The sequence below is a fragment of the Nocardioides oleivorans genome (genome assembly GCF_004137255.1).
Lineage (GTDB): Bacteria > Actinomycetota > Actinomycetes > Propionibacteriales > Nocardioidaceae > Nocardioides > Nocardioides oleivorans.
In genome coordinates, this window is the sequence record NZ_SDWT01000001.1 from 2016099 (window position 1) to 2033995 (window position 17897).

Consider the following 17897-nt stretch of genomic DNA (forward strand, 5'->3'; position numbering starts at 1 on the left):
GCGTCACCTGCTCAGCAGGTCGCGAACAGCACCGGGCCGCTGGTGAGGTCCGAGAGCACGTACTCGCCCTCCTGCGGGCGCAGGTCGAGCGTGACCACGCGTCCCTCCGCGCTCGCCCCCTCGAGGGTGAACCGGTCCGCGAACTCCCCGCCCTGGCCGGGAGCCGGGCCCGAGGCCAGCTCCGCACGCGCGTCGGCGTCGTCCGGTGCGTCGTCCGCGTCCTCGACCTGCAGCAGGGCCCGGACGTCACCGCCCGGGAGCAGGCCCGTCGCGAACCCCGTCAGGGGATGTACGCCGCCCGCTGCCGCGACGAGCTGGTCGGCCTCGGCCTGCGCGTCGTCGTCGGCCTGGGCCATCGCGAGCTCCTCGCAGGCGTAGTCCCCGCTGTAGACGGCCGCCGCGACCGGGTCCTCGAGGCCACCGGCGAGGTCGGCGAGGTCGTCGGCGCCGTCCGCGTCGCCCGTCGCGACCTGCACGGCCTGCTCGAGGTAGGCCACCTGGTCGGAGGCGAGCACGAGGTCGAGGTCGCGCAGCAGCGCGACGTGCTGGAGCTCCGGAGTGAGGGCTCCGACGCTCGCCAGCACGTCCGTGCCGCCGACCCACACGCCGTCGTCGTCCTCGGGAGCGGTCCAGCCCAGCTCGTCGAGCCGGCCGGCGAGGTCGTCGAGGTCGACGTCCTCACCGACACCCATCATCTCCACGGCGCCCTCGCCCGACTGGGCCAGCAGCTCCCACGACAGCGTGGCGGGGGACAGGCCGAGCTCGTCCTGCATCGTCCCGGCCGACGTGCCCAGCGCCGACATAGAGGTGAGGTCGCCTCCGAAGGCTTCCGAGACGAAGGAGTCGACCTCGTCGCCCGACGAGCTCGCCCCGACCTCGGCGCCCACCTCGCGGCGTACGCCCTCCCAGTCGGTCCACGAGAAGCGGCTGGTGGACGACGGCGCCAGCTCCAGCGCCCGGCTCAGCGGCGTGGGCGACGATCCCGAGCGCCACGCGACGAGGCCACCCACGACCACCACCAGCGCGACCACGAGGGCCAGCACGGCACGTCGTGGCACGGGCGGGCTCCTCAGAGGTCGGGAATGGGTGTGACACTACTTCCATGGAGCCCCGCGACGTGCGCGCTGCCGGTGCCGTGGTGACCCGCAAGGGTGGTGAGGTGCTGCTCGTGCACCGGCCGAAGTACGACGACTGGTCGTTCCCCAAGGGCAAGCTCGACCCGGGCGAGCACGTCGTCACCGCCGCCGTCCGCGAGGTCGCCGAGGAGACCGGGCTCGACGTCCGGCTCGGTCCCGCGCTGACGCACCAGCGCTATCGGATGGCCAGCGGGCGCTGGAAGCGCGTGGACTACTGGGTTGCGCGCGTGGTCGGCAGCGACGACGTCCGGCGCTACCGCGCCAACGACGAGATCGACCGCGTCGAGTGGGTGGAGTGGAAGGCCGCGATGCGCCGGCTGACCTATCCCCACGACCGCGAGACGCTCACCGAGGCCCAGGCGCTGCGGCGCAAGACCCGTGCACTGGTCGTGCTGCGCCACGGCAAGGCGCGCGCCCGCGGCAGCTGGAAGCGGGACGACCGCCGGCGACCGCTCGTCCAGCTCGGCGAGGCCCAGGCCCAGCGGCTCGTGCCCCTGCTCGCCGCCTTCGACGTGACCTCCGCCCACACCTCCTCCAGCCTCCGCTGCGTGCAGACGGTGACGCCGTACGTCGACACCACGGGCTGGCCGGTGAAGCTCTACGACGACCTCAGCGAGGAGGACGCCTCCGTCGACGGGATCGTCGACCTGGTCGACTCCCTGATGGACGGCGGTGCCAGCTCGGTCCTCTGCACCCACCGGCCGGTCCTGCCGACCGTCCTCGACGCGCTGCGGGTGCCCGAGGTGAAGCTGGAGCCGGGTGCGATGCTGGTCGTGCACCACCGCAAGGGCCGGGTCGTCGCGACCGAGGTCCTGCAGCCCTGATCAGGCCCGGTTAGACCTCCGGTGAGGCCGTCGTCAAGGCCTCCCGGGCGAGTTCACGTGATCGCCGTCTCATGCACGGATGCGCGACGCCATCCGGCCTGTCCGAGTTCATCGTGCGTTCACCGACGGCGACGCGCTCGTTCTCCTGACGTCCCTACCTTCACCGGTGTCAGCACTCATCAGACTTCAGGAGCACTCGAAGTGAACCGCACTTCTTTCCGCAAGGCGCTCGCCCCCAGCGTCGCCGTCCTCGCCCTCTCGATCTCGCTCACCGCCTGCGGTGCCGGCAACGAGAGCGACGCCGGCACGGACTCCGGCAGCGACTCCAGCGACACCTCCGGCGGCCTGTCGGGTGACCTCAACGGCGCCGGCGCCTCCTCGCAGGAGAAGGCGCAGGGCGCCTGGGCCACCGGCTTCCAGGGCATGAACGACGGCAACGTGACCGTCAACTACGACCCGGTCGGCTCCGGCGACGGTCGCACCAACTTCATCAGCGGCGGCGTCAGCTTCGCCGGCTCCGACTCCTACCTCAGCGACGACGAGGGCGAGCTCACCGGCGCCAAGGACCGCTGCGGCGGCACCGACCCGATCGAGGTCCCGGCCTACGTCTCGCCGATCGCGGTGACGTTCAACCTCGAGGGCGTGGACGCGCTCAACCTCGACGCCGACACGATCGCGCAGATCTTCGACAACAAGATCACCACGTGGAACGACCCGGCGATCGCCGACCAGAACCCCGACGCCGACCTCCCGGACACGGCGATCACGCCCGTGCACCGCTCGGACGACTCGGGCACCACGAAGAACTTCACCGACTACCTCGGCAAGGCCAGCTCGTCGTGGTCCTACGAGGCCGAGGACGCCTTCCCGGTCAAGGGTGGCGAGGCCGCCGAGGGCACCTCCGGTGTCATCTCGGCCGTCTCCGGCGGCACCGGCACCATCGGCTACGCCGACGAGAGCCAGGTCGGCGACCTGTCCGTCGTGTCGGTCAAGGTCGGCGAGGAGTACGTCGCCCCGTCCGCCGAGGGCGCCGCGATCGTCGTGGAGACCTCCCCGGCCGCCGAGGGCCGTGCCGACGTCGACATGGCCGTCGACATCGACCGCACCTCGACCGAGGCGGGCGCCTACCCGGTCGTCCTGCTGAGCTACCTCATCGCCTGCCAGACCTACGAGGACCAGGCCGAGGCCGACCTGGTCAAGGGCTACCTGTCCTACATCGTGTCCGACGAGGGCCAGCAGGCCGCTGCCGACGAGGCCGGCTCGGCGCCGCTGTCCTCCTCGGTCGCCGAGCGTGCGCAGTCCATCGTGGACGCGATCACCGCGGGCTGATTCCCTGGGTCGGAGCGCGCTCCGACCACCCATCGCCGCGTGCGGCGGGTCGGGCAACCGGCCCGCCGCACCGACGCATGAAACGACTGAGTGAGGTAGCGAGTGGCAACCACTGTTGTTGCTGAGGACACCGGCCAGGCCAAGGCCCGGGTCGGCGACAGGGTCTTCTCCGGCTTCGCGCTGGCCGCCGGGATCGCCATCCTGGTCGCGCTGGCCGGGGTCTTCATCTTCCTGGCGATCGAGGGCATCCCGGGGCTCGCCAAGCCCGCCGAGTTCTACGGCGATGCCAGCAACTTCTGGGGCTACGTCGCGCCGCTGCTCTTCGGCACGGTGCTGGCGGCGATCATCGCCCTCATCGTGGCCGTCCCGCTCGCCTGGGGCATCGCGCTGGTGGTGAGCCACTACGCGCCCAAGCGGGTCGCGACCCCCATCGCCTACGTCATCGACCTGCTGGCGGCCGTGCCGTCCGTGGTGTTCGGCCTGTGGGGCATCAGCGTGCTGGCGCCGCAGCTCAAGCCCGTCTACGTCTGGCTCGACGAGAACGCCGGCTGGCTCCCGTTCTTCGCCGGCCCGGCGTCCGGCACCGGTCGTACGATCCTCACCGCCGGCCTGGTGCTGGCGATCATGATCATCCCGATCATCACCGCGATCTCCCGCGAGGTCTTCTCGCAGACCCCGCGGCTGCACGAGGAGGCCGCGCTGGCCCTCGGCGCCACGCGCTGGGAGATGGTCCGGATGGCCGTCTTCCCCTACGCCCGCTCGGGCATGGTCTCCGCCGTGATGCTCGGCCTGGGCCGCGCCCTCGGCGAGACGATGGCCGTCGCCATGGTGCTCTCTGCCGGTGGCGGCATCTCGTTCAACCTGATCTCGAGCACCAACCCCGCGTCCATCGCGTCCAACATCGCCTCCAACTACAAGGAGGGCACCCCGGGCAAGATCCAGGTGCTGATCGCGACCGGCCTGGTGCTGTTCCTCGTGACGTTCCTGGTCAACTTCGCGGCCCGTTGGATCGTCACCCGCAACGAGAGGAAGCTGGCTCGATGAGCACCACTGCTGCTCCCGTCCGGCCCCGCTCGGAGCCGGTCTCGTTCACCGCCGCGCGCCTGCCGCGCTTCGCGCCGCTGCTGGTCGCCGTCGTGGCGATCGCCGCCGGGGCGCTGCCGATGCTGCTGCTCGGGTGGGGCGTCGTCGGCTGGGCGCTGCTGACCGGCCTGGTCTACCTGGTCGCGCTGCCGCTGTGGTCGCGCGTGGTGGAGGGGCGCCGCGGCGCCGCGGACCGGATGGTGACCGGCCTGGTCTGGGCCGCCTGCTTGGTGGCGATCGTGCCGCTGGTCTCGCTGCTCTGGACGGTCGTCGACCGCGGCCTGCCCGCGATCAACTCGACCTTCCTGACGTACTCGATGTACCGCACCAGCCTCGACCAGGAGGTGGGCATCTACCACGCGCTGATCGGCACGGTGCTGATCACCCTGTTCGCGGCGATCATCTCGGTGCCGATCGGCATCATGGCCGCGATCTACCTGATCGAGTACGGCAAGGGCAAGCGCCTCGCCCGCTGGATCACCTTCCTGGTCGACGTCATGACCGGCATCCCCTCGATCGTCGCCGGACTGTTCGCCTTCGCCCTGTTCATCCTGCTGTTCGGCCCCTCGACCCGTGTGGGCATCGGCGGCTCGGTGGCGCTCTCGCTGCTGATGATCCCGATCGTCGTCCGCTCGACCGAGGAGATGCTGCGCCTCGTGCCCGCCGAGCTGCGCGAGGCGGCGTACGCCCTGGGCGTGCCGAAGTGGCGCACGATCGTCAAGGTCGTCCTCCCGACGGCCCTCGGCGGCATCGTCACCGGTGTCACGCTCTCGATCGCCCGCGTCGTCGGTGAGACCGCGCCGCTGCTGCTGATCGCCGGTCTGACCACGCGCACGAACTTCAACGTGTTCGACGGCCGCATGACCACCCTGCCGGTGCTGATCTACACGCAGAACGCCAACCCCGGCATCGCCGAGGTCCCCGGCGGGATCCGGCCCGGCATCGAGATGGCCTGGGGCGGTGCCCTGGTGCTGATCGTGATCGTGATGGTTCTGAACCTCGCCGCGCGCATCATCGGCAAGATCTTCGCCCCCAAGACCGGCCACTGAGCCCGAACGACAGACAAGAGAGACTCACCCCCATGGCCAAGAGCATCACCGTCGACGACCTCGACATCTACTACGGCGACTTCCTCGCCGTGCAGGGCGTCAGCATGACCATCAAGGCGCGCTCGGTCACCGCCTTCATCGGCCCGTCGGGCTGCGGCAAGTCGACCTTCCTGCGCTCGCTCAACCGGATGCACGAGGTCATCCCGGGTGCCCGCGTGGAGGGCAAGGTGATGGTCGACGGCCAGTCGCTCTACGACTCCGCGGTCGACCCGGTCGCCGTACGCCGCCAGATCGGCATGGTCTTCCAGCGGCCCAACCCGTTCCCGACGATGTCGATCTACGACAACATCCTCGCCGGCAACCGCCTCAACTCGAAGAAGATGAAGAAGGCCGAGGCCGACGAGATCGTCGAGCGCTCGCTCAAGGGCGCCAACCTCTGGAACGAGGTCAAGGACCGCCTCGGCAAGCCCGGCATGGGCCTGTCAGGTGGCCAGCAGCAGCGCCTGTGCATCGCCCGCGCGATCGCGGTCCAGCCCGAGGTGCTCCTGATGGACGAGCCGTGCTCCGCGCTCGACCCGATCTCGACCTCGGCCATCGAGGACCTGATCCACGAGCTCAAGTCCGAGTACACGATCGTCATCGTCACCCACAACATGCAGCAGGCCGCCCGCGTCTCCGACGAGACCGGGTTCTTCAACCTCAAGGCCGCCGGCCAGCCCGGCCACCTGGTGGAGTTCAACTCCACCCAGAAGATGTTCGCCAACCCGGACAACGAGGCCACCGAGGCCTACATCTCCGGCCGCTTCGGCTGAGCACCACCTGCGCCGTCCGTCCTTTCCCCGTTCCCGTTCCCCTTCCACCACCGGATATCTAGGGACGTCCTGGTGGGTCGATCGGGGGGTTTGCCCACCAGGACGTCCCTAGACATCCGGGCGGTCCGCCTCCCACCCGCTACCTGAGGACGTGACGTACGTCGATCCGGGTGAAGTCCGTACGCCGCGTCCTCAGATAGCGGTGCGGGGCGAGCACGTTGCTCTGTGGATGACTGCAGCGAGCCATGCCGGTCACGGGCCACGATTCTGGCGTGCACCCAGACACGTGGACCTCAGGGGCGTGGCCCATCGTCGGGGCTGGGCCGCGCGAGGGGCTGCGGCCGGGACCCTGCTGGCCCAGCCGCCGCGATGACTCGGGCTTGGCAGGACCTACCCACTGGGGCACGCGGTCCGGCCGGTGGAGGCAGGTCGGGCACAACCTGTGGATCCCTGTGGACGTCGACGCGACCGAACCGGACCAGCGCGTCGTGGAGGCTGCTGCGCAGCTGCCGGCGCGAGGTGGCGTCACGGGATGGGCGGCACTCTGGTGGCTAGGCGGTGTCTGGTTCACCGGCGTCGGCTCGGATGGTGATCTCCGGCCCGTCCCCTTGGCTGTGGGAAGCGGACATCGAGCACGTCCGCGAGCAGGTCTGGAGATCTCCCAGGAAGTGGTGACCCCGGCGAACCTCACTCGCAGCGGCGGAGTCAGGCTGACCGGAGCACTGTGGTCCGTGAGCTACTCGATGCGCAAGGCCGCGAGCGACGAGGCCGCCGTCGTCGCCTTTGACATGGCCGCCTTCAACGATCTCGTCTCCGTGGCCGAGCTTCGCGCCTTCGTCGACCGCCACCTCGTCGCTCGTCAGGGAGTGGAGCGCGTCCGCCGGGTCCTGGGGTTTCTCGACGAGAACTGCTGGTCGCCGATGGAGCCGGTCCTGCAGCTGACCTGGGAGCGCGAGCTGGGAGTGCTCCCACTGATGAATCGTCCGGTCTTCGACCAGAGAGGCAGGTTCATCGGGACGCCCGACGCGATCGATCCGGCTGCCGGGGTCTACGGCATGTACGACGGAGGACTTCACCTTGCGGGCTCCGTCCGGCACCGCGACATCGAGAAGGAGGCCGCCTACCGGAGCATCGGCCTCGAGGGGGCCACGATGATGGCCAGCGACCTCGCGGATCGCTCGCCGTTCTCGCGGAGACTTCGGGAGGCATACGGCCGCGCCTCACGCCTCCCGTCCGCCGAGCGCAGGTGGACCATCGACCCTCCACGGTCGTGGAAGGACACGACGACGGTCGATGCTCGCCGCGCCCTGTCGACGTACGACCGCGAGCGGCTGCTGGCTCACCGCCGACGCGCCGCCTGATCGGCCGACACGGGATACCTGAGGACGCTACGTACGTCCGGTACCCGTCCCTACGTACGTCACGTCCTCAGATATCGGGAGAGGGAGGGAGGAGGGGTGGGGCGGCGTCAGGGGAGGAAGAGGCGGGCGACCGTGTAGCAGAGGGCGGCGGCGGCCGCGGCGGCCGGGAAGGTGAGCACCCAGGCGGTGAGGATCGACTTCGCGACGCCCCAGCGGACGGCGGAGAGGCGCTTGGTGGCGCCGACGCCCATGACCGCGGAGGTGATCGTGTGGGTGGTCGAGATGGGCGCCTCGAAGACGTACGACGTCGTGTAGAGCACCGAGGCGGCCACGGACTCCGCGGCGAACCCGCGGGCCGGGTCGAGGTGGATGATGCGACGGCCGAGGGTGCGCATGATCCGCCAGCCGCCCGACCAGGTGCCGAGCGAGATCGCGGTGGCCGCGGCGAGGATCACCCAGAGCGGGAGGCCGTCGGACTCGGAGACGTAGCCGCCGGTGAGCAGTGCCAGGAAGATCACGCCCATCGTCTTCTGGGCGTCCTGCAGGCCGTGGCCGAGCGCCATCGCCGCCGCGGAGACGGTCTGCGCGACCTTGAAGCCGCGGTGCGCCTTGCTGGGGTTGGCCCGGCGGAAGATCCACATGATCGCGAGCATCAGCGCGAAGCCGAGCCCGAAGGCCACGACCGGCGAGAGGAACATCGGGATGACGACCTTCTCGACCACCAGCGCCCAGTTGGCGGTGGCGCCGGCGACGACAGCGGCGCCGACCAGCCCGCCGATGAGCGCGTGCGAGGAGGACGACGGCAGGCCGTAGTACCAGGTGACGAGGTTCCAGGTGATCGCGCCGAGCAGGCCGCACATCACGATCACCAGTCCGTGGCTGCCGGGTCCCGGGTCGATGGTGTCGGAGACGGTGTGCGCGACCTTCTGGCCGAGGAAGGCGCCGACGAAGTTCATGATGGCCGCCATCGCGAGCGCGACGCGCGGCTTGAGCGCACCGGTCGAGACGGAGGTGGCGATCGCGTTGGCCGCGTCGTGGAAGCCGTTGGTGTAGTCGAAGACCAGGGCCACGACGACGACGGCGATGATGATGCCGATCTCCATGGAGTCAGGACTCCTTGACGGCGATCTGCTCCACGATGTTGGCGACCTTCTCGAACGCGTCGATCGCCCCCTCGAGCGACTCGACGATGTCCTTGAGCTTCATGACCTCGAGGGCCTTGTGGTCGCCGCTGAAGAGGTTGGCGAGGATCCGGCGGTAGGACTTGTCGCCGGTGTTCTCGAGCCGGTTGATCTCGATCCAGTACTCGTCGAGCGAGCCCATCGACTCCAGCTTGGGCATCGCGGCCGACGTCAGCTCGGCGCAGCGCTGCAGCACCTCGACCTGCTCGGTCGTCTCGGCCGGCAGCCAGGTGACCTCGTAGAGCAGGATCATGTCGACGGCCTCGTCCATCATGTCCATCACGTCGTCGAGCGCCGAGGCGAGGTTGTAGATGTCCTCGCGGTCGAAGGGCGTCACGAAGGTGCTGTTGACCCGCCGGATGATCGAGTGGGTCGTCTCGTCTGCGGCGTGCTCTGCCTCGCGCATCCGCTGGGCGATGTCGGCGCGGGGCGCACCGTCGGCGAGCATCTCGCTGAGGAGCTGGGAGCCGACGACGAGGTGGGCGGCCGCCTCGGTGAAGAGGTCGTAGAACGAGCTGTCGACAGGACGCAACCTGAAACGCACGGTGAACTCCGAACGGGGGGCGGATGAACCGGGAAATAGATTAGGGGGTCGTTCGCCCCGACATGCAAACCCGCGGCCGTCAGGCCACCGGGACCCGCGCGCCACGGGTACGCCGCTCGGCGTGTCGCCCGGCGTGTCGCTCGGAAAGCCGCGGCCGAGGGGTCAGCGGCGGCGGCCGCGCTGACGCGCGATGAGCTCGTCGTGGAGGTGCCGCTCACCGGTGTGCAGCACCCACTGGCCGTCGGCACCGAGGTCCCACCCGGTCGTCGCCTCGTCGAGCGAGAGGTCGAGGAGCTCACCGACCTGGGTCACCACGTGCGGATCGCGCAGCCGGACGAGCACCTCGACGCGACGGTCGAGGTTGCGGTGCATCATGTCGGCCGAGCCGATCCACGCCGCCGGGTCGCCGTCGTTCTCGAACCAGAAGATCCGGCTGTGCTCGAGGAACCGGCCCAGGATCGAGCGCACCCGGATGGTCTCGGAGAGGCCGGGTACGCCGGGTCGCAGGGCGCAGATGCCGCGGATGACCAGCTCGACGCGCACGCCGGCCTGCGAGGCGAGGTAGAGAGCGTCGATCACCGCCTCGTCGACCACCGAGTTCGCCTTGATCCGGATCCCCGCCTGCCGGCCGGCCTGGTGGTGGGCGATCTCCTGGTGGATCTGCACGACCAGGCCCTCGCGCACGCTGTGCGGGGCGACGAGCAGGTGGTCGTAGGTGCGGTTGCGGCTGATCCCGGAGAGGTTGTTGAACAGGAGCGCGACGTCCTCGCCGATCTCCTGGTTGGCCGTGAGCAGGCCGAGATCCTCGTAGACGCGGGCGGTCTTGGGGTTGTAGTTGCCGGTCCCGAGGTGGACGTAGCGCCGGATGCCCTCGGGCTCGTCGCGCACGACCATCGACAGCTTGCAGTGGGTCTTCAGGCCGACCAGGCCGTAGACCACGTGGCAGCCGGCCTGCTCGAGCTTGCGGGCCCAGCGGATGTTGGCCTGCTCGTCGAAGCGGGCCTTGATCTCGACGACCACCAGCACCTGCTTGCCGGCCTCGGCGGCGTCGATGAGCGCCTCGATGATCGGGCTGTCGCCCGACGTGCGGTAGAGCGTCTGCTTGATCGCGAGGACGTGGGGGTCGGCCGCGGCCTGCTCCAGGAAGCGCTGCACGGACGTGGCGAAGGAGTCGTACGGGTGGTGCAGCAGCACGTCGTGGCGCGACACCGAGTCGAACACGTCGACCGGCGACGACGACTCGACCTCGGCCAGGCTCGGGTGGGTCGAGGGGAGGAAGGCGGCGTACTTCAGGTCGTCGCGCGGCAGGTCGGCGATCGAGTGCAGCCCGGTGAGGTCGAGCGGGCCGGGCAGCGAGACGACCTCGTCGTGGCGCACGCCGAGCTCGGAGACGAGCAGCTCGAGGACCTTCGGGTCGATCGACTTCTCCACCTCGAGCCGGACCGGCGGGCCGAACCGGCGGCGCTGGAGCTCCTTCTCGAGGGCCTTCAGCAGGTTCTCCGCGTCGTCCTCCTCGACCTCGAGGTCTTCGTTGCGGGTGACGCGGAAGGTGTGTGCGCCGAGCACGTCCATGCCGGGGAAGAGCTTCTTGAGGTGCTCGCCGATGACGTCCTCGATCGGCACGAACCGCTGGTTGCCCAGGCCGACGAACCGGCCGAAGGTCGGCGGCACCTTCACGCGCGCGAAGTGCTCGGTGCCCGTCACCGGGTGTCGTACGACGACCGCGAGGTTGAGCGACAGCCCGGAGATGTAGGGGAAGGGGTGGGCCGGGTCGACGGCGAGGGGGGTGAGGACAGGGAAGATCCGGTCCTTGAAGAGCTTCTTGCAGACCTTCTGCTCGTCACGGTCGAGCTCGTCCCAGCGGACGATCTCGATGCCCTGGCTGCCGAGCTCGGGGAGCAGGTCGACGAAGGCCTGCGCGTGCCGCTCCATCAGCGAGCGGCTGTCGGACCACAGCTGCTCGATCTGCTCGCGCGGCATCAGGCCGCTGGCGGCGCGGACGGCGACGCCCGCGGCGATGCGCCGCTTGAGGCCGGCCACGCGGACCATGAAGAACTCGTCGAGGTTGCTGGCGAAGATGGCCAGGAACCGCGCGCGCTCCAGGAGCGGCAGGTCGGGGTTCTCCGCGAGCTCGAGCACGCGCTGGTTGAAGCGCACCCACGAGACCTCGCGGTCGATGAAGCGGTCCTCGAACTTCTCCACGGCCTCGATCGCCGCCGCGTCGGGCGTGTAGGGCGGCTCGACGTCGAAGGTCTCGCTCGGGTGCCCGATGAAGGGCTCGTCGCCCGGACCTTCCTCGACGGACGGGGAGGCGGCGCTGGCGAGGGTGGTGGCCGGGTCGGACATGGCACCCATACTGGCACCGTCAGGTGAACGTCAGATGACGCGCGACGTCAGTAGACGAGCGCCTGGACGCCGTCGCCGAGGACCTGCTCGGCGAAGACCGCGGCCCCGGCGATCGTGACCCCCTCGCGCAGGTCGCCCTCGACGATCCCGCGCCGCGCCGCGCACTGGGAGCACACGGTGATCGTGCCCGACGTGAGCACCGCCGCCATGAGCTGGTCGAGCGGGGTGGCGAGCTCCAGCGCGAACTCCTCGGCCCGCCCCGGCAGCGCGAACCACGCTGCGTCCCCCGTGAACCACAGCGAGACGTCGGCGCCCGCGGCCGCCGCGGCCGCCGCGACGGTGAAGGCCTGGTTGCAGCGCTCGGCGTCGTCGGCGCCGCAGGTGACCTTGACGACCAGTGAACGAGCCATGCCCCCACATTAGGATGTGGGTCATGCCTTTCGAGCTGCCGGACAACCTGCACCCCAACTGCGGCCCCGTCGCCTGGCTCCTCGGCACCTGGCGCGGCAACGGTCACGGCGACTACCCGACGATCGAGAAGTTCCAGTTCGGCCAGGAGCTGATCTTCACCCACGACGGCCGCCCGTTCTTCCACTACATGTCGCGCGCCTGGATCGTCGACGAGGAGGGCGAGTTCGTCCGCGACGCGGCGATGGAGTCCGGCTTCCTGCGCTGCCCGGAGCCCGGCAAGGTCGAGCTCCTCCTGGCACACAACACGGGCTTCGCCGAGATCTGGTACGGCCAGGCCGACGCGGGCAAGGTCGAGATGCACACCGCCGGGGTCTCCTTCACCGAGACCGCCAAGGAGGTCACGGCCGGCTCGCGGATGTACGGCAACGTGGAGGGCGACCTGCTCTACGCCTACGACATGGCGGCCCAGGGCCAGGAGCTCCAGCCGCACACGTGGGCCCGCCTCCAGCGGGGATGACCACGTGAGCGACGACCTGGCGCAGCGCCTCCGGGAGCAGGGCCTGCGGCTCACCCCGCAGCGCCAGCTGATCCTGCGCGCCGTCGAGGAGCTGCGTCACGCCACTCCCGACGAGGTGCTCTGCCACGTCCGCGAGCAGGTCAGCTCGGTCAACGCCTCCACCGTCTACCGCACGCTCGAGGTGCTTGAGGAGCTCGGGCTGGTGCGCCACACCCACCTCAGCGACCGGGCGCCGACGTACCACTCCACCCTCGAGCACGAGCACGTCCACGTGGTCTGCCGCCGCTGCCAGAAGGTGCGCTCCTACGGTCCCGAGCTCGTCGCGCCGCTCGTCGAGGCGCTCGCGGCCGACGGCTTCACCATGGACGTCGGCCACCTCGCCGTCTTCGGCCAGTGCACGGACTGCGGCACGACTTCGGAGCAGACCTAGACTCGAGGGCATGGCAAGCCCCCTCCTGTCCCTGCCCGGGGCCGTCGCCGGTGACGGCATCGACGCCCCGGTGGCCGCGCACTACGGCTCCTTCAACACCGAGCAGCGCAGCCTCGCGCGCGGCGAGGGCTTCGTCGACCTGTCCCACCGCGACGTGCTCCGGGTCTCCGGGCCCGACCGGCTGTCGTGGCTGCACAACCTCACGACCCAGTACTTCGAGGGCCTCGCGCCCGGCGTGTGGACCCAGGCGCTGGTGCTGAGCCCCCAGGGCCACGTCGAGCACGCCTTCACCGGCGTCGACGACGGCGAGGCGTTCACCGCCCACACCGAGCCCGGCGCCGGGGCCGCGCTGGTCGAGTGGCTCGAGCGGATGAAGTTCATGACCCGGGTCGAGATCTCGCTGGTCGACGCCCTCGCGGTGATGTGGCGCCCGGGCGAGGGAGCCGGGAAGTACGACCTGGTGCCCCGCGACAAGCTCGAGGCGTACGCCGACGCCGCCGGCCCGGCTGCCGGGCTCTGGGCCTTCGAGGCCCTCCGGATCGAGCGCGGCGAGCCGCGCCTGGGCCTGGACACCGACCACCGCACCATCCCCAACGAGGTCGGCTGGATCGGTCCCGCCGTCCATCTCGACAAGGGCTGCTACCGCGGCCAGGAGACCGTCGCGCGCGTCCACACGCTCGGGCGTCCGCCGCGTCGGCTGGTGCTGCTGCACCTCGACGGCTCGGAGAACCGGCTCCCCCCGACCGGCTCGCCGGTGACCCACGACGGTCGCGACGTCGGCTTCGTGGGCTCCAGCGCCCGCCACCACGAGCTCGGCCCGATCGCCCTCGCGGTGGTCAAGCGCAACGTCCCCGTCGACGCCGCCCTCACGGTCGACGAGATGCCGGCCTCGCAGGAGGTCGTCGTGGACCCGGAGGTCGGCCTCCACGTGCGCCCGCTCCGCTGAGGGTCGCCCTCTCAGCCAGCGGCGCGCGGACCCGGGCCGGCGTACTGCACGTGGGTGTCGGCTGCTTCGTGCTCGAACCCGAGGCGTGAGTAGACCGCGACCGCCGGGGCGTTGTCGGCCTCGACGTAGAGCAGGACCTCCTGGACGCCGAGCCCGGCGAGGTGGTGCAGCCCGGCCAGGGTGAGCACCTTCCCGAGGCCGCGACCCTGCGCGGCCGGCGCGACGCCGACGACGTACACCTCACCGAGCGGGGCGTCGTGCTGCTTGGTCCAGTGGAAGCCGAGCATCCCGCTCGCGTCCTCGGCCACGAGCAGGCCCGCGGGGTCGAACCACGGCTCGGCCATCCGGCGGGCGAGGTTGGCCCGATCCATCGAGCCCTGCTCGGGGTGGTGGGCGAAGGCGGCGGCGTTGACGGCGACCACGTCGTCGGCGTCGGAGTCGAGGTAGGACCGGACCGTCACGCCCGGCGGCACCTCGAGCGGGGGCAGGGGCGTCGAGGTGGGCCTGCGCATCACCCAGAGGTCGCGCACCCGCTCCCACCCGTGGCTCGCGGCGAGCGCCGCCGCCGCGGGGTGGTTGCCGTGCGACCACGCCGTCACCCCGGTGCCGTACGACGACGAGGCGCGGGCCAGCAGGGCGGACCCGAGGCCACGTCCGCGGGCCGACGGGCGCACGACGAGCGACAGGTCACCGTCGTGGACGAGCGCGAAGGCGTCGTCGTCCACGAGGACGTCGGCCGTGCCGTCGGCGAGGGCCATGCGCGCCGCCTCGTCGAGCGGGTCGGCCCCGTCGGCGGCAGCCGCCTCGTCCGCGATGGCGATGACCTGGTCCACGCCCCGACCCTAGCGACCGCGTGAGCACCGACCACCCACCGGATTCGCCGAAAATGGCCCGCGCGGGCCGTTGCTCGGGGAGCATGGATGTGCTCAGGAGAAGGTGAGGACTCGGGATGCTGGCTCGACTGCGCGCGACCGCCGCCGTGGCGCTGCTCGCCGGCATCCTCGTGCTCGCGGCCGTGCTGCTGGTCGTGCTCGTCGCCGCGATCGCGTGGGTGGCACGCAGCGACAGCCCCGGTGCGGTGCTCGTCGGGGTGCTCGTCGTCGCGCTCGTCGGGGTGCCGGCCGTGGCCCTGGTCGTCGCGCTCGTGCGGATCCTCCGCTCGGTCCCGGGCGTGCCCGAGGGCCTGCCCGTCTCGCTGATGGCCGAGCCGGAGCTCTGGGCCGTGGTGAGCAAGGCGGCCGAGGGCGTCGGCACGCGGGCACCCGACGAGATCCGCCTCGTGGTCGACGTCACCGCCGGTGTCACCGAGGACTCCCGGCTCCTGGGTCTCGGCGCGGGCACCCGCACCCTCCACGTCGGCGTACCGCTCCTCCAGACGCTCACCCGCGCCGAGCTCGTGTGGGTGCTGGGCCACGAGCTGGGCCACCACAGCGAGCGGCACGCAGCGATGTCCGGGCTCAGCCGCAGGGGCCTGGTCGCGCTCGTCGAGGTGGTCGACGGCTTCGGCCCGCGCCACGTGCTCGGCCGGGTTGCGCGGCGCCACCTCGCGACCTACACCCGTCTGGTCCACGCGCTGTGGCGCGACCAGGAGCTCGACGCCGACCGCTGGGCGGCCACGCTCGGCGGGACGCAGGTCGGCATCGCCGCCCTCCGCGCGTCGGCCGTCACGACGTCGACCTGGCAGACCTTCGCGCGCGACTACGGCTCGATCGGGACCTCGGCTGGGATGGTCCCGCGCGGGCTGTTCTCCGGCTACGCCTCGTTCCTCTCCGACCCCGGGCGCGAGCCGCTCGATGCCGACCGGCTGATCGACGACGAGGCCCGCTCACCGTTCGACACGCACCCGCCGACCGCGGCGCGGATCGCGCGGCTCGAGCAGCTCGTCGTCCAGGACCGGCCGGAGGGCGTCACGTCCGACGACCCGGCCCTGCTCCTGCTCGTCGACCCGTCCGCCGCGATCGGCCGGGTCGAGGCGCACCACGCCCGCCGGGAAGCGCTCGCCCCGGTCGCGTGGGAGCGGGCCGTGCTGTTCGGCAACCGCCGCCGCGACGAGGAGCGCGCGGTCGCCGTCGTCGCGGCAGCCGACGCGATCACGACGGGTGCGGTGGACCTGAGCGTCGTGCTCCACCTCGTCGGGAGCGGCCGTGGGCCCGAGCTGGCCCGGGCGCTCGCGGACGAGGCGGAGGACGCCGAGGCCGCCGAGGGGATGCTCACGGAGGCCGTCGAGGCGCTCGTGCGCACCGCCCTCGTCAGCGCGGGCCACGCCGCCCACGTGCTGCGCTGGGACCGCACCGACGTGATCGTCGACGAGACCGGCACCGAGGTCGACGTGGCGGGTCTCGTGCGGGGCGTGGCCGGCGACCCGGCGCAGGCCGACTGGCTGCTCGAGGTGCTGCGCTCCGAGGGCATCTCCCGCACGTGGAACCCGGTCGTCACCCGGGCGGTCATCGGTCCCACGGGGCCACAGGTGCTCTCGGTCATGGCCGCCCGCCAGAAGCTCCGCCCGACCCCACGCGTCGTCCACGTCACCGAGGCGGGCCTGGCCGTGCGCCCGGTCGCCCTGCGCGAGCTCGTGTCGCTGCCGCCGCTGGGTCGTCGTACACCCCCCGACCAGGTGCTCGCCCACTCGGTGCACCTCAGCGGCCTCGAGCTGCTGAGCGACCCTGCGACGACGGTCGTGCCGTGGCACGAGGTCGAGCACGTGGCGTACGTCGACGGCGCTCCGCCGCGGCTCACCGTCCGTCGCGACGGACGGGCGACGTCGTACCGCCTCGACGCGGTGGCAGGTCACGCCGCCGAGTCGCTCGCGGCGCACCTCGACGGGCGGATGTCGGCGAGCTGAGCTCAGGCCTTGCCGGAGTGCTGGGAGACGTCCTCGGAGTCCTTCTCGCGGCTCGGCACCACGAAGCGGTAGCCGACGTTGCGGACCGTGCCGATGTGGTGCTCGTGCTCGGTGCCGAGCTTGGCGCGCAGGCGCCGCACGTGAACGTCGACGGTGCGGGTGCCGCCGAAGTAGTCGTAGCCCCAGACCTCCTGGAGGAGCTGCTCGCGGCTGAAGACGCGGCCCGGGTGCTGGGCGAGGTACTTCAGGAGCTCGAACTCCTTGTAGGTGAGGTCGAGCGCGCGACCGCCGATGCGGGCGGTGTAGGTGGCGTCGTCGACGACGACCTCCCCACGGTGGATCACGTGGGCGGACGGGTCGTCCGCGCTGGCGGCGCTGCTGCGCCCGATCGCGAGCCGGATCCGGGCGTCGAGCTCGGCCGGGCCGCAGGTGTGCAGCACCACGTCGTCCATGCCCCAGTCGTGGGCGACGACGGCGAGGCCGCCCTCGGTGACGACGAGCAGGACGGGAGCCTCGGTGCCGGTCGTGCGGATCAGGCGGCACAGGTCGCGGGCGGCCGCGAGGTCCTGGCGCCCGTCGACGAGCACGAGGTCGGCGCCCGGCGCGTCGAGCAGGGCGCTCCCCTGCGCGGGCAGGATCTTCACGTTGTGCGCGAGGAGGGCGAGCCCCGGGAGCACCTCGGCGGAGGGCTGCAGGGCGCCCGTGAGCAGCAAGAGCGAGCTCATGACGAAGCCTCCTGCCTGCCGGTGGGGTGATGCCGGGGGATGGTGAAGGATAGCCCGCATGAGCGCTCCTCCTGACCCGGACCACAGTGTTGGGACGATCACAGTGCGCTACTGGGCCGGCGCCAAGGCCGCTGCCGGCACCTCGGCGGACACCTTCGAGGCCCAGCCTGGGCTGACCCTGGCCGGCCTCGTCGAGCAGGTGCTGGCGCTGCACCCGGGCGACCGGATGGCCCGCACGGTCGGAGCGTGCTCGGTGCTCCTCGGCGACCAGCCCGTCGGCTCGCGGGACCCGGCCGCGGTCGTCGTACCGCCCGGGTCGGTGGTGGAGCTGCTGCCCCCCTTCGCCGGGGGCTGAGCACAG

The 17897-nt window shown here is 71.3% G+C and carries 18 protein-coding genes; 11 read left to right on the forward strand and 7 right to left on the reverse strand.

Annotation, left to right across the window (positions count from 1 at the left end; genetic code table 11):
- Positions 1 to 11: 11 nt before the first annotated feature.
- The gene (locus tag EUA93_RS09610; RefSeq protein WP_129399923.1) at positions 12 to 1058 is read right to left on the reverse strand and encodes a hypothetical protein; all 1047 of its coding nucleotides are present in this window, start codon (positions 1056 to 1058) and stop codon (positions 12 to 14) included.
- Positions 1059 to 1102: 44 nt separating this feature from the next.
- Between EUA93_RS09610 and EUA93_RS09615 the strand changes: the two genes are divergently transcribed.
- From EUA93_RS09615 to EUA93_RS09640, 6 genes are all read left to right on the forward strand, one after another.
- The gene (locus EUA93_RS09615; RefSeq protein ID WP_129399924.1) at positions 1103 to 1960 is read left to right on the forward strand and encodes an NUDIX hydrolase; all 858 of its coding nucleotides are present in this window, start codon (positions 1103 to 1105) and stop codon (positions 1958 to 1960) included.
- A 201-nt stretch (positions 1961 to 2161) separates the two neighbouring features.
- Entirely contained in the window at positions 2162 to 3289 is a 1128-nt protein-coding gene (pstS, locus tag EUA93_RS09620; protein WP_129399925.1) for a phosphate ABC transporter substrate-binding protein PstS, read from the forward strand.
- A gap of 102 nt (positions 3290 to 3391) precedes the next feature.
- Entirely contained in the window at positions 3392 to 4333 is a 942-nt protein-coding gene (pstC, locus tag EUA93_RS09625; protein ID WP_129399926.1) for a phosphate ABC transporter permease subunit PstC, read from the forward strand.
- Positions 4330 to 5421 (forward strand): phosphate ABC transporter permease PstA, encoded by a 1092-nt coding sequence (gene pstA / locus EUA93_RS09630; RefSeq protein WP_129399927.1) that lies wholly within the window; start codon positions 4330 to 4332, stop codon positions 5419 to 5421. The genes pstC and pstA overlap by 4 nt, the downstream gene beginning before the upstream one ends.
- Positions 5422 to 5453: 32 nt before the next feature.
- Positions 5454 to 6233 carry a phosphate ABC transporter ATP-binding protein PstB gene (pstB, locus tag EUA93_RS09635; RefSeq protein WP_090968049.1) on the forward strand — a complete coding sequence of 260 codons (780 nt, stop codon included), beginning with the start codon at positions 5454 to 5456 and terminating at the stop codon, positions 6231 to 6233.
- A 452-nt stretch (positions 6234 to 6685) separates the two neighbouring features.
- Entirely contained in the window at positions 6686 to 7594 is a 909-nt protein-coding gene (locus EUA93_RS09640) for a hypothetical protein (protein WP_129399928.1), read from the forward strand.
- A 107-nt stretch (positions 7595 to 7701) separates the two neighbouring features.
- On the opposite strand, the gene EUA93_RS09645 is transcribed toward EUA93_RS09640, so the two are convergent.
- The 4 genes from EUA93_RS09645 to EUA93_RS09660 all read right to left on the reverse strand — a co-directional run bounded on the left by EUA93_RS09645 (position 7702) and on the right by EUA93_RS09660 (position 12075).
- Positions 7702 to 8697 (reverse strand): inorganic phosphate transporter, encoded by a 996-nt coding sequence (locus EUA93_RS09645; protein WP_129399929.1) that lies wholly within the window; start codon positions 8695 to 8697, stop codon positions 7702 to 7704.
- A gap of 4 nt (positions 8698 to 8701) precedes the next feature.
- The gene (locus EUA93_RS09650; RefSeq protein ID WP_129399930.1) at positions 8702 to 9319 is read right to left on the reverse strand and encodes a DUF47 domain-containing protein; all 618 of its coding nucleotides are present in this window, start codon (positions 9317 to 9319) and stop codon (positions 8702 to 8704) included.
- A gap of 162 nt (positions 9320 to 9481) precedes the next feature.
- A complete protein-coding gene (locus EUA93_RS09655; RefSeq protein ID WP_207208646.1) occupies positions 9482 to 11665 on the reverse strand; it encodes an RNA degradosome polyphosphate kinase in 2184 nt (727 codons plus the stop codon).
- Between the two features lie 47 nt (positions 11666 to 11712).
- Complete coding sequence (locus tag EUA93_RS09660) at positions 11713 to 12075, reverse strand: DsrE family protein (RefSeq protein ID WP_129399932.1); 363 nt, start codon at positions 12073 to 12075, stop codon at positions 11713 to 11715.
- Positions 12076 to 12098: 23 nt separating this feature from the next.
- Here EUA93_RS09660 and EUA93_RS09665 point away from each other — a divergent pair, with 23 nt between their 5' ends.
- Genes EUA93_RS09665 through ygfZ form a run of 3 tightly spaced genes read left to right on the forward strand, consistent with a single transcriptional unit; the run spans position 12099 to position 13969 of the window.
- Positions 12099 to 12593: a heme-binding beta-barrel domain-containing protein gene (locus EUA93_RS09665; protein ID WP_129399933.1), complete on the forward strand. Its 495-nt coding sequence runs from the start codon at positions 12099 to 12101 to the stop codon at positions 12591 to 12593.
- A 4-nt stretch (positions 12594 to 12597) separates the two neighbouring features.
- A complete protein-coding gene (locus EUA93_RS09670; RefSeq protein ID WP_129399934.1) occupies positions 12598 to 13023 on the forward strand; it encodes a Fur family transcriptional regulator in 426 nt (141 codons plus the stop codon).
- A gap of 10 nt (positions 13024 to 13033) precedes the next feature.
- Positions 13034 to 13969, forward strand: coding sequence for a CAF17-like 4Fe-4S cluster assembly/insertion protein YgfZ (gene ygfZ / locus EUA93_RS09675; protein WP_129399935.1), 936 nt, complete (start codon positions 13034 to 13036; stop codon positions 13967 to 13969).
- An 11-nt stretch (positions 13970 to 13980) separates the two neighbouring features.
- Here ygfZ and mshD read toward each other — a convergent pair whose 3' ends face one another.
- Complete coding sequence (mshD, locus tag EUA93_RS09680) at positions 13981 to 14802, reverse strand: mycothiol synthase (protein ID WP_129399936.1); 822 nt, start codon at positions 14800 to 14802, stop codon at positions 13981 to 13983.
- Positions 14803 to 14918: 116 nt separating this feature from the next.
- Between mshD and EUA93_RS09685 the strand changes: the two genes are divergently transcribed.
- Entirely contained in the window at positions 14919 to 16811 is a 1893-nt protein-coding gene (locus tag EUA93_RS09685) for a M48 family metallopeptidase (RefSeq protein WP_129399937.1), read from the forward strand.
- Between the two features lie 2 nt (positions 16812 to 16813).
- Here EUA93_RS09685 and EUA93_RS09690 read toward each other — a convergent pair whose 3' ends face one another.
- Positions 16814 to 17536 carry a winged helix-turn-helix transcriptional regulator gene (locus EUA93_RS09690; RefSeq protein WP_129399938.1) on the reverse strand — a complete coding sequence of 241 codons (723 nt, stop codon included), beginning with the start codon at positions 17534 to 17536 and terminating at the stop codon, positions 16814 to 16816.
- Positions 17537 to 17594: 58 nt separating this feature from the next.
- Here EUA93_RS09690 and EUA93_RS09695 point away from each other — a divergent pair, with 58 nt between their 5' ends.
- Positions 17595 to 17891 (forward strand): MoaD/ThiS family protein, encoded by a 297-nt coding sequence (locus EUA93_RS09695; protein WP_129399939.1) that lies wholly within the window; start codon positions 17595 to 17597, stop codon positions 17889 to 17891.
- Positions 17892 to 17897 lie beyond the last annotated feature (6 nt).

What these genes read in the sequence shown, in the direction of transcription:
- EUA93_RS09690 (WP_129399938.1), bottom strand. Translation starts at nt 17,536, where the DNA reads ATGAGCTCGCTCTTGCTGCTCACGGGCGCCCTGCAGCCCTCCGCCGAG.
- EUA93_RS09660 (WP_129399932.1), bottom strand. Translation starts at nt 12,075, where the DNA reads ATGGCTCGTTCACTGGTCGTCAAGGTCACCTGCGGCGCCGACGACGCC.
- pstB (WP_090968049.1), top strand. Translation starts at nt 5,454, where the DNA reads ATGGCCAAGAGCATCACCGTCGACGACCTCGACATCTACTACGGCGAC.
- ygfZ (WP_129399935.1), top strand. Translation starts at nt 13,034, where the DNA reads ATGGCAAGCCCCCTCCTGTCCCTGCCCGGGGCCGTCGCCGGTGACGGC.
- EUA93_RS09615 (WP_129399924.1), top strand. Translation starts at nt 1,103, where the DNA reads ATGGAGCCCCGCGACGTGCGCGCTGCCGGTGCCGTGGTGACCCGCAAG.
- EUA93_RS09665 (WP_129399933.1), top strand. Translation starts at nt 12,099, where the DNA reads ATGCCTTTCGAGCTGCCGGACAACCTGCACCCCAACTGCGGCCCCGTC.
- EUA93_RS09685 (WP_129399937.1), top strand. Translation starts at nt 14,919, where the DNA reads ATGCTGGCTCGACTGCGCGCGACCGCCGCCGTGGCGCTGCTCGCCGGC.
- EUA93_RS09645 (WP_129399929.1), bottom strand. Translation starts at nt 8,697, where the DNA reads ATGGAGATCGGCATCATCATCGCCGTCGTCGTCGTGGCCCTGGTCTTC.
- EUA93_RS09695 (WP_129399939.1), top strand. Translation starts at nt 17,595, where the DNA reads ATGAGCGCTCCTCCTGACCCGGACCACAGTGTTGGGACGATCACAGTG.
- EUA93_RS09655 (WP_207208646.1), bottom strand. Translation starts at nt 11,665, where the DNA reads ATGTCCGACCCGGCCACCACCCTCGCCAGCGCCGCCTCCCCGTCCGTC.
- pstA (WP_129399927.1), top strand. Translation starts at nt 4,330, where the DNA reads ATGAGCACCACTGCTGCTCCCGTCCGGCCCCGCTCGGAGCCGGTCTCG.